Source organism: Herbaspirillum sp. GW822-FHT03A08 (assembly GCF_058801885.1).
The window spans coordinates 498,087-511,185 of the sequence record NZ_JBXANR010000003.1 but is presented as its reverse complement, the minus strand read 5'-3'; the positions used below and the strand labels follow the sequence as shown (position 1 = coordinate 511,185).

The window sequence follows — 13,099 nt, the reverse complement described above, 5'->3', positions numbered from 1 at the left end:
GACGTGAGCCTACTTTCGCCCTCCACCTCCCTGCCGGCAAGCCAGCCTGCCGGCGTTCCAGAGCCGTCCGGCGCACCGTTCGATCCGGCCGTGCTGGCGCGCCTGGCGACCGAGTTCTTTGCGGCCCCGCCGGCACCGCCGTTTGCGCCGCACGGCGTGCAGGCGCCCGGCAATATCGCGCCGCCGGGTTCGCCACTGGTGAGTCCGGCAGGTTTCGGCCCCAGCGTTCCCGGCACGCCGATTCCGCAAGGACAGATTCCCGGCACCAACCTGATCCCGGCATCACCGACGCAGGTACTGTCGCTGGGCAACCGCGCACCGGCGCTGGCGCCTGTTGCACCGGCCGGCAACGGCGTCCCGGACAAAATCCTCAGCGCCATTCCCGCCTATGAACCACGCAGCGGCGGCGCCTTGCTAGGCGTACCGGAAGCGGCAGGCAGCGCGCGACCGCAAGCCGGCGCATCGCTGTATTATTTTTTGAGCGATGCCTATGGACAGCCCGGTGCAGCCGCAGCACCAACGGCGACGCCGGAAGTGCATCTGCCCTCGCCCTCGATCCCGGAACATCGCAGCCTGACTGCACCGCCGGCCACCGGGATTCCCGGTGCAACGTCTGCGCCTGCACCGGCACAGTCGCCACCACCATCCACGACGCCCCAGTATTACTTCGTGGACTCGGTGGTGCTGCCGAGCGGCTACGTCACGCCGGCCAAGGCACAACCGCACGCGACCGTGCCGCTGGCAGGCGGCGATCGCCATCCGCCGTTCGACGTGCATGCGGTGCGGCGCGATTTCCCGATTCTGCAGGAGCGCGTCAACGGCCGCCAACTGGTCTGGTTCGACAATGCGGCAACGACGCACAAGCCACAATCCGTGATCGACCGCATCAGTTATTTCTACGAGCACGAAAACTCGAACATCCATCGCGCTGCGCATGAACTGGCCGCACGCGCCACCGATGCCTACGAAGGTGCGCGTGAACGGGTGCGCCGCTTCATCAACGCACCTGACGTCAACGAAGTCATTTTCGTGCGCGGCACCACCGAGGCCATCAACCTGGTGGCCAAGAGCTGGGGCACGCAGCATGTCGGCGAAGGCGACGAGATCATCGTGTCAAATCTCGAACACCACGCCAACATCGTGCCGTGGCAGCAGCTGGCCGCCGCCAAGGGCGCGAAGCTGCGCGTGATCCCTGTGGATGATTCGGGCCAGGTGTTGCTCGACGAATATCGCAAGCTGCTCAACGATCGCACCAAGATCGTCGCGATCACGCAGGTTTCGAATGCGCTCGGCACCGTCACGCCGGTCAAGGAAATCGTCGAACTGGCCCATCGCGCCGGCGCCAAGGCGCTGGTCGACGGTGCGCAGTCGGTGTCGCACATGCGCGTCGACGTGCAGGATCTGGGCGCGGATTTCTTTGTTTTCTCGGGCCATAAGGTATTCGGCCCGACCGGCATCGGCGTAGTCTGGGGCAAGCGCGAAGTGCTGGAAGACATGCCGCCATGGCAAGGCGGCGGCAACATGATCGCCGACGTGACGTTCGAGAAAACTGTGTTCCAGCCTATTCCCAACAAGTTTGAAGCAGGCACGGGCAACATCGCCGATGCGGTGGGACTAGGCGCAGCCATCGACTACGTCAACAAGATCGGCATCGAAAACATTGCCCGCTACGAACACGACCTGCTGGTCTACGGCATGCAGCAACTGCGCGAAATCAAAGGCGTGCGCCTGATCGGCACGGCCGACGACAAGGCCAGTGTTATGTCCTTCGTGCTGGCCGGCTACAGCACTGAGGAAGTCGGCCACGCGCTCAACGAAGAAGGCATCGCCGTGCGTACCGGCCATCATTGCGCCCAACCGATTCTGCGCCGCTTCGGCGTTGAAACGACGGTGCGGCCGTCACTGGCTTTTTACAATACCTTCGACGAAATCGACCGTCTTGCGACGGTCATCAGAAGGCTCGCCTCACAACGGCGAGCAGGCTGAACTCCAGTCTGTTTTCGACGCGGTCATGTCTCCGGACGTGACCGCGTTTTTTCATTCCTGTGCATTTCCTCCCCGCTCTTCCTTCAATAAGATTCTACGCAGGTTGCCGCTTCGCGCAGCCGTCGCATATGCATAGCCGGAAATATTCGTATTGCCGCGCAAACGCGACTTTTATACTCGGATAACCATCCACCTCGTCACGTATAAAAATGAAAAAAACTCTGCATGCTCTGCTCTTCACCGCAATTTCCACAATCGCCGCCTCCGCCGTCCTGACGGGAAATGCCGTCGCACAAACCAAGGAAGTGGTCATCGCCTATCAGGACATGGTGGTGCCATGGCGCTACGCCCAGGACGCGCAAACGCTGGAGCAGAAGACCGGCTACAAGGTCACTTTCCGCAAGCTGGCCAGCGGCGCCGATGTGATTCGCGCGCTGGCATCCGGCTCGGTGCAGATCGGCGAAGCCGGTTCGGCGCCGATTGCCTCCGGCTTGTCTCAAGGCCTGGAGATCGAACTGTTCTGGATCCTCGACAACATCAACGACGCGGAAGCGCTGGTCGTACGCAATGGCAGCAACGTCAAGAGCCTGGCGGATCTGAAGGACAAGCGTATCGCGGTGCCGTTCGTTTCCACTTCGCACTTCCATACTCTGCTGGCGCTGGAAAACGCCAAGGTCGATCCGCGGAGCGTCAAGATTCTGAACATGCGCCCACCTGAAATTGCTGCAGCATGGGAGCGCGGCGACATCGACGGCACCTTCATCTGGGATCCGGTACTGGCGAAGGTAAAGAAGAATGGCCAGGTGCTGATCACCTCCGGCGAGATCGCCAGGCAAACCGGCAAAGCCACCTTTGACGGCATCGTTGTGAGCAAGGCATTCTCCCGCCAGAACGATGCCTTCCTGACCGAATTTGTGAAGACGCTGGCCGCGACCGACGAAAGCTATCGCCGCAACAAGGCGGCGTGGACAGCTGATTCAGTCCAGGTGAAAGCCGTGGCGAAATGGTCCGGCGCGGAAGCTGCGGAAGTGCCTGCCAGCCTGGCGCTGTATGAGTTCCCCACACTGGAACAACAGGCCTCGGCCCAATGGCTGGGCGGCGGCGCAGCCAAATCGCTGGCTGCCACTGCCGCGTTCCTGAAAACGCAGGGCACCATCCAGACCGTCTTGCCGGATTACAGTACAGGAGTGAATGCCACATGGGTACGCAAAGCAGCAGCACGCTGATCCCTCCGGCTGAGGTGCAGACGCAGACCGGCGGCCGGCTCGACATACGCCGGCTGTCGGTGCGTTTTGCATCGGCGGCCCGGGACGAGGCGCTGGCCTTATCCCATGTCGATCTGGCTATCGCACCGGGAGAGTTCGTGGTCGCACTGGGGCCTTCCGGCTGCGGCAAGACCACGCTGCTGAATTGCCTCGCCGGCTTTGTGCAGGCGTCGCAAGGCGAAGCCTTGCTTGACGGCGTGGCGATCAGCGGCCCGAGTCCCGAACTGGGCGTAGTGTTTCAGAAACATGCTTTGTTGCCATGGCTGAACGTGGTCGACAATGTTGCGCTTGGTTTGCGCTTTCGCGGCATCGCGCGCAGCGAACGCATCACCCTCGCGCTGGAAAAACTGCGCCTGGTCGGGCTGGAGCAATTCGCGCAATCGCCGGTATATCAACTCTCGGGCGGCATGCAGCAGCGCGTCGGCATCGCCCGCGCACTGGCCAACGATCCGCGCGTGCTATTGATGGATGAGCCTATGGGTGCGCTCGACGCCTTGACGCGCGAGTCGATACAGGAACTGCTGGTCAAGGTCTGGCAGCGCACCGGAAAAACCATCTTCTTCATTACGCACAGCGTGGAAGAAGCCTTGTTTCTGGGTTCTCGCGTCATCGTCATGTCGCCGCGTCCCGGTCGTGTCGACCATCAATTCGAGCTGCCATTTTCACGGGACTATCTGGCTTCCGGCGATGCCCGCGCCGTCAAGTCGTCGCCGGATTTCATCGCGTGGCGCGAACGGCTTTTGCAGCTCGTGCATCACACTTCCTGATAGTCAAAAATACCCCAGGTTCCAGATCATGACTCCTCCTTCCTCGTCGCCTGCCGTTCCCGATACTGTCTGGAGCGACACGCCGACGCCTTCTCAACTCCCTGCGGCAACCACGCTGCTGCCGGCTGCCAAAGTGTATCCACGCCCCGGCAGCGGCAAGACGCTGGGCGTCACCATCGCCACCATCGTGATTCTTTTTCTGGCATGGTGGGCAATCACTGCGCAGGCGTGGATTCCGCCGCTGTTCCTGCCGTCGCCGTCAGCGGTGTGGAACGCCGCAGTACAAGCATGGAACGGCAACGTGCAAGGCGGCTTGCCGCTGTGGCAGCATCTGGCATGGAGCCTGCTGCGCGTGTTCGGCGCCTTTGTGCTTGCGGCCTTGACCGCCGTGCCGCTCGGCCTGCTGATGGGCACCAGCAGAATCGTGCGCGGCATCTTCGATCCGCTGCTGGAGTTTTATCGTCCGCTGCCGCCGCTGGCCTACCTGCCGCTGATCGTGATCTGGTTCGGCATCGATGAGACGGCGAAGATTCTGCTGATCTTTCTCGCCTGCTTTGCGCCTATCGCCGTGGCCACCCGCGCGGGCGTCACGGGCGTACTGTCGGAACAATTGCACGCGGCGCTGTCGATGGGCGCCAGCCGTTGGCAGCTGTTGCGGCATGTGATTCTGCCGGCTGCGCTGCCCGACATCCTGACCGGCCTGCGCATCGCCATCGGCTTCGGCTGGACCACGCTGGTCGCCGCGGAAATGGTGGCGGCCACGGCCGGTGTCGGCCAACTGGTCTTGAACGCTTCCAACTTCCTGCGCACCGACATCGTGATCATGGGCATCGTGCTGATCGGCATCGTGGCTTATCTGTTCGATCTGGTCATGCGCCGTCTGGAGCACAAGCTGGTGCCGTGGAAAGCGCATCGCTGATATCAGGGCTCACTTCGATGATGCGCTACCCTGGCAGCTGCGGAGGTAGGCGCAAAACATGTCGGCCATGGCGTCGGCGTAAACCTTGATCTGCGCCGGCGTGCGCGCACTTTCTGAAAAATCCTTGCCCACCGCGCTCAGCGTGGCGGTGATCAGGTCGCCGGCCATGGCGCGCGCCTTTTTCGACGCATCAGGCAACACCTCCAGCATGAAGCGCTGAATGATGCGCTCGCCTTCAGCCTTTGCGGCCTGCACTTCGGGAGCATCGCGATACAGCGGCGCAGCATCGCTGAGTGCCACGCGCATGGCTGCTTCATCGCATTCAGAGCGGATAAAGGCGTGCACCAGTATCCGTAAACGCGTCAGCGGCGGCTTGCGGACATCTTCCAGTATCGTGCGCAGCAAATCGGTGGTTTGCTGCCACTCGTCGCTTTGCAGCCGGAACAGGATCGCCGCCTTGTTCGGGAAATACTGATACAGCGAGCCGACGCTGACGCCGGCCCGCTCGGCCACGCGCGTGGTCGTGAAACGCTGTGCGCCTTCCTGTGCCAAAACCTGAATAGCTGCTTCGAGGACCGCTGCAACGAGGTCGTTCGAGCGCGCCTGCTTGGGCTGTTTTCTAGAGGAGAGCTGGGATTTTCGGCGATCGGTCATAAGTGAAATGGCAATGCGAATAGAAAACCTGAAGACTTATTCGTATTATACCTACTCCCATTTCAACCACATTTATCGCTATGACGACCTTAACCAGTACCCCGCTTGCTCCCTTGCTGTCCCGCCTGTTTGACGAAGCCAAAACTGCTTCGACAGAAGTGATGGCCGCCGTGGCAGATCTCTCCGAGTCGGAACGCACCCGCCTGATGCATAGCAAAACCGAATACCGCGATCTGTATGCGCGCTTCAGACATGTCGGACTGCCGGTCTCGCGTGAGACCGGCACGCTGCTTTACATGTTGGCGCGCAACTGCCGCGCACGCAGCATCGTCGAATTCGGCACCTCGTTCGGCATCTCCACCCTGCACCTGGCTGCAGCCTTGCGCGACAACGGCGGCGGTCAATTGATCACCAGCGAATTCGAACCGTCGAAGGTATTGCAGGCGCGCGCCAATCTGATGGCCGGCGGCTTGCTCGATCTGGTGGAAATCCGCGAGGGCGATGCCTTGCAGACGCTGAGCGCCAATCTGCCGGAAACCGTCGACCTGCTGCTGCTCGACGGCGCCAAGGCGCTCTACCCCGACATCCTGAGCCTGGTGGAAAACCATCTGAGACCGGGAGCATGCATCGTTGCCGACAACGCTGACTACAGCCCCGACTACCTGCAGCGCGTGCGTTCGCCTGACAGCGGTTACCTGTCGATGGCTTTCGCCGACGACATCGAATTGTCGATATGGACAGGCCAACGGCACTGAAACCTGCCGACCGGATGGATATGGATATGCGACATCATTCGTTCGCCGGAACTTGATGGCTGACCAAAGTCATCCGCCCGGACCGTGCAGCTTGAAGTCCACCCGATCCGGTCGTCCCGGCAAACTCAGATGTGCATGTGATGCCGGCGCCTGGCTGACGATTTTTCCGCGGCGAATGACAAATCGTCGTGCTGCACGCAAACGAATCGCCTCAACCGGATCGCCGGCATCCAGCACCACCAGGTCGGCATGGCAGCCGACCTGCAATCCATATCCTTCCAGACCGAGGATGCGCGCCGGCGTTTCGGTCACCGAGTTGAAGCAGTCTCGCATCGCCTGCTGCCCCGTCATCTGGGCTACGTGCAAACCCATGTGCGCGACTTCGAGCATGTCTCCCGAACCAAGGCTGTACCACGGATCCATCACACAATCGTGGCCGAAAGCGACGTCGATGCCGGCCGCCAGCATCTCCGGCACGCGCGTCATGCCACGGCGTTTGGGATAGGTGTCGTGACGGCCTTGCAAGGTGATGTTGATGAGTGGATTCGCGATGGCGGCGACGCCGGCTTCTTTGATCAGCGGCAGCAGTTTGCTGACGTAATAGTTGTCCATGGAATGCATCGAGGTCAGGTGCGAACCGGCCACTCTGCCCTGCATGCCGAGCCGCTGTGCGTGGTAGGCCAGCGTCTCGATGTGGCGCGACAGCGGGTCGTCCGATTCGTCGCAGTGCATGTCCACTCGCAAGCCTTTTTCTGCGGCAAATTCGCACAGCAATCGGACCGACTCGGCGCCGTCGGCCATGGTGCGTTCGAAATGCGGGATGCCGCCGACCACGTCGACGCCCATGCCGATCGCGCGCTTCAGGTTGGCGAAGGCGGTCGGACTGCGCAGCACGCCGTCTTGCGGGAACGCCACCAGTTGCAGGTCGAGATACGGCGCGACCTTTTCACGGACGTGCAGCAATGCTTCGACCGCCAGCAAGCGGTCGTCGCAGATATCGACATGCGAGCGGATCGCCAGCAACCCACGCGCCACGGCCCAGTCGCAGTACTGCAAAGCACGCTCAACCAGCGCTTCCTGCGTCAGCTCCGGTTTGAGTTCACCCCACAATGCAATGCCTTCGAGCAGCGTGCCGGACGCATTGACCCGCGGCAGGCCGTAGCTCAGCGTGGCGTCCATATGAAAATGCGCATCGACAAACGGCGGCGTCACCAGATCGCCGCCGGCGTCGATTTCCTGCGCGGCCTGCAGATCGATACCGGTGCCGAGGGCAACGATGCGCCCGGACTCGACGCCGATGTTGACGTGTCGGCTGCCGTCCGGCAGCGTTGCATTGCGTATGACCAGATCCATCCGAAGTCTCCCTGACTGGTGATTGATGGCGCAGCGACATTCCGACGGCGTCGAGTACAGTCCATCGACACCGCATCGACAACATATCGATAGCACATCGCTGGCGAAGCGATAATTTCGCAAGTATTGATACATATTTAACTATTTGCAACCGCGGCTTACTGCTGCGCTGCAATTTTTGGGGAACATTCAAGCATTCACCGCGTCTTCCTGAAGCAGCCGCACATAACCGAGCAAGATATCTCTTTCCCGACAGGCCGATATGTTAAAAACACTCAATCGCCTGTGGCTCAGCGGCGTCCGAAAAGCCGGCAAGGCGCAGCAAGCCCGAACGACGAAAATGTTCAAGGCCATGCTGGCGACACCAAAGCCGGCCAAGCTCGCCAGGGCGGCGCCCAAAAAAACGTCCTCTCTCACGTCGCATCGCAAAACGACCGCTGCTGCGAAGGCAAAGGCGACGGCCTTGCCCGGCACCTGGAGCAGCGCATATTGCACGACCGACACGATGCCGGTGCATCGGATGCGCTATTGGCTCTATCTTCCGCCGGCTGCATCGACATCGACATCGACAATGGCGACGGCAACGGCTATCGGCAAGCCGCTGATCGTGATGCTGCACGGCTGCGAGCAAAGCGCCACCGATATCGCCGAGGGAACGCGCATGAACCGGATTGCGGGTGACAAAGGTTATGCCGTGCTGTATCCGCAGCAGTCGCTGCGCGCGCATCCGAACCGCTGCTGGAAATGGTATGACCCGGCCACACAGCGCGGCGGCGGCGATATTGCGATGATCGCGCGCATGATCCGCGATGTCGTCGCCGAGCACGGTATCGATCCGCGCCGCATCTATGCGTGCGGCATCTCGGCGGGCGCGGCCATGGCGCAGATCCTGGCCCTCACGCATCCGGAACTGATCGCCGCGGTCGGCATGCATTCCGGGCCGGTATTCGGCACCAGCAGGACCGCGATGAGTGCCTACGGCGTCATGCAACACGGCAGCGCAAATTCACTGGCGCCGATTGCAAGCGTATTGAAAAAGATTCCAGCCTTTCCTCCGATGCCTGCAATTCTCATCACCGGCGACGATGACAAGGTGGTGCGAGCACTCAATCAGGTGCAACTGGTCGGACAGTTCATCCAGCTCAACCATGCGGCCGACCTCACGCCCTTACCTCTCGTTGTCAAAGAATTCGGACGCGTGTCGAAAAAACATCCACGCAAAAATTCCATGCAGATCCGCGATTTCGTCGCGGGCAAATCGGTCCTGATCCGCTCGATCCACATCGCCCGACTCGGCCATGCCTGGAGCGGTGGCGACGACAAGCTGCCGTTTCACGCCAAGGGACCGGATGCGGGGAAGCTGATGCTGGCGTTTTTCTCGAAGCATCGGCGTAAAGCCTGAGAGCTGTTGGTTCGCGCTGACAAAAAAGCCCGCGATTGCGGGCTTTTCTTGTCTTTTGGAGGCCGGGATTATCGTGCCTGGCTCGCCGGGGCGATCGCATCGCCCTCTTCCGGGCGGCTGCGGTAACGTTGCGCCAGGAAGGCGCAGACCATCAATTGAATCTGATGAAACAACATCAGCGGCAACAACACCATGCCGACGGTCTGGCTGGCGAACAACACTTTCGCCATCGGCACACCGCTTGCAAGACTCTTCTTCGACCCGCAAAAGACGATGGTGATTTCATCTTCCTTGTTGAAACCCATACGGCGGCTGCCGTATGTCGTCAGCGCCATGATGATCGCCAGCAGCAAGGCGCTGATCACGATCAGGCTGATCAGCATCGTCGCCGGTACCTGACGCCACAAACCCTGATTGACTGCCTCGCTGAACGCCACATAGACCACCAGCAGTACCGAGCTCTGATCCACCCAGCGCAACCAGGATTTGTTTCTGTCCATCCAGGCGCCGATCCAAGGACGCGCGATCTGCCCTGCCACGAAAGGCAGCAACAATTGATAAACGATCTTCAGAATGGAATCGAGCGAGGAATGCTGGGCGTTATGCGCCACCACAATCACGCTCACCATCAGCGGCGTCAGGAAGATGCCCAGCAAGTTGGAGGCCGACGCGCTGCAAATCGCCGCCGGCACATTGCCACGCGCGACCGAGGTAAAGGCGATCGACGACTGCACCGTCGACGGCAACACGCACAGGAACAGAATGCCGAGATACAGATCGGGCGTAATCACCAGCAGCAATGCAGGTTTCAGAATCAGGCCCAGCAAAGGGAAAACGGCGAACGTGCACAGCAGGACCGTCACATGCAAACGCCAGTGCACCATGCCGGCCACCACGGCCTGGCGCGACAATTTGGCGCCGTGCATGAAGAACAGCAAACCGATCATGAAGGTCGTCAGCCAGTCGAAACCGACTGCGACCGTACCGGTTGCGGGGAAAAAACTGGCGGTGATCACGACAGCCAGCAGCATGAGCGTCAGGTTGTCGGGCAAAAAGCGAGGGCGGGCCATAGGGATATCTGCTGAGTTGTTCTGATTACCGTCCGTGGCGGACGAAACCCGCTATTTTACGCCACTCGGCAGAGTTGTCTGCTGACGCGGACGCAATGGGCAAGCAAAAGAGGTGGAACTGCTACTGCCAGGCAAGCATTACTTCATGGTCGCCAAACCCGGATCCGACTTGAAATTTCCTACCAGATCCAGAACATCAGCAGCCAGGCATAGTTGACCAGCGCCAGCGCACCGACGACCGGCACCAGCGCCAGCAAACGCTGCGGGAGTGATTTGGAATGCTCGCCGATAACCTTCCAGGCCAGCCAGACACTCCAGATCGTCATGACGCTCAACAACGATGCACGCACATCGTTGGCCCAGTCCACCGGCCAGTGTTCGGCGCGCAGCAGACTGATGGTTGTCGCCGACAAGCCGATGAACACGCCGCAGCCGGCCAGCGGAATCGCCGATTGCACCAGATGGTTGAAACGGGAGCGATCCCATTTACCCAGGATCAGGTTGCTGATCGCGAACAAGGCCGTCAATGCCGTACCAAGCACCAGGGCCGTCGTCATGATATAGGACACCACCATCGTGCCATCCAGCCATGTGAACACATCGCTTTGTTGCGGATAGTTGGTCAGCAGCCACCATGGCGCATTGGTATCGAACGGCCACATGATGTCGCGATCAATCAGCCAGGTGGCGATGAATTGTTTGGCTTCGATGAACCATGGGCTGGCGCTCCAGTGGAAGGCGCCGATCGCGATGCCGAACAGGCCGAACAGCACCAGAGTGCTTTCCCACAGGTTGTTGTTCTTGCGGCCGACCTTGACGATCTCGACGGTCGGTGGACGCCATGTCAGCGCGATGGCGTCACGATGACCGCTGCAACGTCCGCACATATGGCAATCGGCAGCGCCCTTCATATTACGCAGCGGCACCAGCGGCGCACAATTGACGGGAATCGTCTTCTTGCCATGCGTGTCGTAAGAGGCGCGCCAGGCGTCTTCGTTGACTTTGTAATGGAATGGCGCCAGCTTGGCCAGCAGGCCGAATACGCCGTTGACCGGGCAAAGATATTTGCACCAGACGCGCTTTTCACGGCCATAGAGATAGCCGACGATCATTGCACCCAGCGTGGAACCGCCGAGCACCAGCAGCACTGCCTTGGGATATTGATAGACGCTGACCATCTGGCCGTACACCGTCGTCAGTGCGAAAGCGACGAAAGGCCAGCCGCCCCAGCGCATCCAGTGCGGGATCGCCCTGCCGCGGCCGAACTTGCTGGCGAATTCCGTCAGCGCGCCTTCCGGACACAGCACGCCGCACCAGACTCGGCCCATCAGGACCATGCTGACCAGCACGAACGGCCACCAGATGCCCCAGAAACAGAATTGCGAAATCAATGTCAGGTTGGACCAGATGTGCGCGGTTTCGTCCGGCAACGGGAGAAAAATGGGAACCAGGATGAGGATGGCATACACCAGTACGACGACCCACTGGATACCGCGGATCAATGCGCCATTGCGGCGCATCCAGTCACCCGTACGCGCCAGGCGGGTGTTGGGAAGCGTACAGGTGCTCATATCGTCTTATGCAGCTTGCTTGTTAACTTGCGTTGTCTTCATCTTGCCAAGCGCGGAGGATACCACAAGCCAGTAAATGACATAAATGGCAACACTCATCAATGCAGGGCGCGCGCGGTAGCCCGTCAGCGTCGACACCAGGCTGCCGAAGGTGCTCGAATCGTCAAGCAGCCAACTGGTATCCCACACCGGCGCCGTCAGCGAAGAAACGAAACTCAGCGACGAGAACCAGTCCGAGCTTTCCAGCAGCAAATCGAGCAGCTTCTCGACGCCGGTCAGCAGCAAACCCGCAGCCAGCAGCAGCAGAATGATTTCGGTGACCTGGAAGAAGCGGCGCCACGAAAATACCTTGCCGCCCAGCTGCAACAGATAGAAGGTCAGGAACGCCAGAGCAAAACCGATGACGCCGGCAAAGATCAGCGCACCGCGGCTGGCATCCTGCTCGCCCATGCCGATGCCGTACAGGAAAACGGCAGTCTCGCTCCCCTCACGCGCGATCGCCAGCGCCACCAGTACAAACACGCCCCACCAGTTGCCCGCTTCCGTACTGGCCTTGAGGGACGACTCCATATCCTTCTTGAGCGTGCGGCCGTGCTTGCGCATCCAGAACACCATTTGCACGATCAGGACGGCCGCGATCAGCACCATGCCGATCTGAAAGTAAGTCTGCGCATCGCCGGACAGCAATTCGCTGAAACCCAGCAAAGCTGCACCCAACGCCACGGCGCTGACGATACCTGCCGCCACGCCGGCCCACAGATAAGGCAAACCGCGACGCGCAGCGGCATCGCCGTTGTTCAGCCAGGCATACAAAATACCGACCACCAGCAAGGCCTCGACGCTTTCGCGCCAGACAATAAACAGGACCTGGCCCATTACTTTCCTTTCAATTACGCTTTATTTGGCGACGATCACGCCTTGCGGCATGTTCAGATGGAAGTCGTCAAAGAACTTGTATTCGCCGGGACGCAGCGGCGCAATCACGACAAAAGACTGGGCGCCGGGCGCGAGGACTTTCTCCTTGCGCAGCTCGACGCTTTCGAATTCGGCGGCAGTTTTACCGATGTTGTGAATTTCGATCTTGATGCGCTGCCCTGCCGGTACATCAATGCGCGCAGGAATGAACTTGCCGTCCTGCATTTCAAGCTTGAAAGTCAAAATGTCTGCAGCGAAGACGCCCGCGGCAAACAAACTGCATACCAGACCGATCAAACCGGCCACGAATTGTGTTTTACGCGTTTTACGCAAAGACATCCTTTGCTCCTACGTAGCATTTGCAAGGCCCCGCATCCGCGCTTGGCGGATGCAAGGACCGGGTCAGCATGGCATGGGCAGGACTTGCGCCCTGCTCATGTCT

The 13,099-nt window shown here is 60.4% G+C and carries 12 protein-coding genes; 6 read left to right on the top strand and 6 right to left on the bottom strand.

Translation table 11 applies throughout. The annotated features are described in order from the left end of the window. The first annotated feature begins 3 nt into the window (after positions 1 to 3). From AC1RN6_RS11465 to AC1RN6_RS11450, 4 genes are all read left to right on the top strand, one after another. Positions 4 to 1,986, top strand: a complete 1,983-nt coding sequence (locus AC1RN6_RS11465; protein ID WP_493005381.1) for a family 2A encapsulin nanocompartment cargo protein cysteine desulfurase — start codon at positions 4 to 6, stop codon at positions 1,984 to 1,986. Positions 1,987 to 2,195: 209 nt separating this feature from the next. Next, a complete protein-coding gene (gene tauA / locus AC1RN6_RS11460) occupies positions 2,196 to 3,212 on the top strand; it encodes a taurine ABC transporter substrate-binding protein (protein WP_493005380.1) in 1,017 nt (338 codons plus the stop codon). Beyond that, positions 3,185 to 4,018 (top strand): taurine ABC transporter ATP-binding protein, encoded by an 834-nt coding sequence (locus AC1RN6_RS11455; RefSeq protein WP_493005379.1) that lies wholly within the window; start codon positions 3,185 to 3,187, stop codon positions 4,016 to 4,018. Before tauA ends, AC1RN6_RS11455 begins: the two co-directional genes overlap by 28 nt. 28 nt (positions 4,019 to 4,046) lie before the next feature. Further along, positions 4,047 to 4,937 (top strand): ABC transporter permease subunit, encoded by an 891-nt coding sequence (locus AC1RN6_RS11450; RefSeq protein ID WP_493005377.1) that lies wholly within the window; start codon positions 4,047 to 4,049, stop codon positions 4,935 to 4,937. Between the two features lie 9 nt (positions 4,938 to 4,946). On the opposite strand, the gene AC1RN6_RS11445 is transcribed toward AC1RN6_RS11450, so the two are convergent. After that, entirely contained in the window at positions 4,947 to 5,591 is a 645-nt protein-coding gene (locus AC1RN6_RS11445) for a TetR/AcrR family transcriptional regulator (RefSeq protein WP_493005375.1), read from the bottom strand. An 80-nt stretch (positions 5,592 to 5,671) separates the two neighbouring features. Here AC1RN6_RS11445 and AC1RN6_RS11440 point away from each other — a divergent pair, with 80 nt between their 5' ends. Beyond that, positions 5,672 to 6,346: an O-methyltransferase gene (locus tag AC1RN6_RS11440; RefSeq protein WP_493005372.1), complete on the top strand. Its 675-nt coding sequence runs from the start codon at positions 5,672 to 5,674 to the stop codon at positions 6,344 to 6,346. A 69-nt stretch (positions 6,347 to 6,415) separates the two neighbouring features. On the opposite strand, the gene AC1RN6_RS11435 is transcribed toward AC1RN6_RS11440, so the two are convergent. Beyond that, a complete protein-coding gene (locus AC1RN6_RS11435) occupies positions 6,416 to 7,699 on the bottom strand; it encodes an amidohydrolase family protein (RefSeq protein ID WP_493005371.1) in 1,284 nt (427 codons plus the stop codon). Between the two features lie 262 nt (positions 7,700 to 7,961). Here AC1RN6_RS11435 and AC1RN6_RS11430 point away from each other — a divergent pair, with 262 nt between their 5' ends. After that, the gene (locus AC1RN6_RS11430; RefSeq protein ID WP_493005370.1) at positions 7,962 to 9,101 is read left to right on the top strand and encodes an extracellular catalytic domain type 1 short-chain-length polyhydroxyalkanoate depolymerase; all 1,140 of its coding nucleotides are present in this window, start codon (positions 7,962 to 7,964) and stop codon (positions 9,099 to 9,101) included. 68 nt (positions 9,102 to 9,169) lie between these two features. On the opposite strand, the gene AC1RN6_RS11425 is transcribed toward AC1RN6_RS11430, so the two are convergent. The 4 genes from AC1RN6_RS11425 to AC1RN6_RS11410 all read right to left on the bottom strand — a co-directional run bounded on the left by AC1RN6_RS11425 (position 9,170) and on the right by AC1RN6_RS11410 (position 12,996). After that, positions 9,170 to 10,171 (bottom strand): bile acid:sodium symporter family protein, encoded by a 1,002-nt coding sequence (locus AC1RN6_RS11425; RefSeq protein WP_493005369.1) that lies wholly within the window; start codon positions 10,169 to 10,171, stop codon positions 9,170 to 9,172. A gap of 179 nt (positions 10,172 to 10,350) precedes the next feature. Then, positions 10,351 to 11,691, bottom strand: a complete 1,341-nt coding sequence (locus AC1RN6_RS11420) for a 4Fe-4S binding protein (protein WP_493005889.1) — start codon at positions 11,689 to 11,691, stop codon at positions 10,351 to 10,353. 57 nt (positions 11,692 to 11,748) lie between these two features. Then, positions 11,749 to 12,618: an FTR1 family iron permease gene (locus AC1RN6_RS11415; protein ID WP_493005367.1), complete on the bottom strand. Its 870-nt coding sequence runs from the start codon at positions 12,616 to 12,618 to the stop codon at positions 11,749 to 11,751. A 21-nt stretch (positions 12,619 to 12,639) separates the two neighbouring features. Then, on the bottom strand, positions 12,640 to 12,996 hold the full coding sequence (locus AC1RN6_RS11410) for a cupredoxin domain-containing protein (protein ID WP_493005365.1): 357 nt from the start codon (positions 12,994 to 12,996) through the stop codon (positions 12,640 to 12,642). Between the last annotated feature and the right edge of the window lie 103 nt (positions 12,997 to 13,099).

What these genes read in the sequence shown, in the direction of transcription:
- AC1RN6_RS11440 (WP_493005372.1), top strand. Translation starts at nt 5,672, where the DNA reads ATGACGACCTTAACCAGTACCCCGCTTGCTCCCTTGCTGTCCCGCCTG.
- AC1RN6_RS11455 (WP_493005379.1), top strand. Translation starts at nt 3,185, where the DNA reads ATGGGTACGCAAAGCAGCAGCACGCTGATCCCTCCGGCTGAGGTGCAG.
- AC1RN6_RS11430 (WP_493005370.1), top strand. Translation starts at nt 7,962, where the DNA reads ATGTTAAAAACACTCAATCGCCTGTGGCTCAGCGGCGTCCGAAAAGCC.
- AC1RN6_RS11420 (WP_493005889.1), bottom strand. Translation starts at nt 11,691, where the DNA reads ATGCGCCGCAATGGCGCATTGATCCGCGGTATCCAGTGGGTCGTCGTA.
- AC1RN6_RS11425 (WP_493005369.1), bottom strand. Translation starts at nt 10,171, where the DNA reads ATGGCCCGCCCTCGCTTTTTGCCCGACAACCTGACGCTCATGCTGCTG.
- AC1RN6_RS11445 (WP_493005375.1), bottom strand. Translation starts at nt 5,591, where the DNA reads ATGACCGATCGCCGAAAATCCCAGCTCTCCTCTAGAAAACAGCCCAAG.
- AC1RN6_RS11435 (WP_493005371.1), bottom strand. Translation starts at nt 7,699, where the DNA reads ATGGATCTGGTCATACGCAATGCAACGCTGCCGGACGGCAGCCGACAC.
- AC1RN6_RS11450 (WP_493005377.1), top strand. Translation starts at nt 4,047, where the DNA reads ATGACTCCTCCTTCCTCGTCGCCTGCCGTTCCCGATACTGTCTGGAGC.
- AC1RN6_RS11415 (WP_493005367.1), bottom strand. Translation starts at nt 12,618, where the DNA reads ATGGGCCAGGTCCTGTTTATTGTCTGGCGCGAAAGCGTCGAGGCCTTG.
- AC1RN6_RS11410 (WP_493005365.1), bottom strand. Translation starts at nt 12,996, where the DNA reads ATGTCTTTGCGTAAAACGCGTAAAACACAATTCGTGGCCGGTTTGATC.
- tauA (WP_493005380.1), top strand. Translation starts at nt 2,196, where the DNA reads ATGAAAAAAACTCTGCATGCTCTGCTCTTCACCGCAATTTCCACAATC.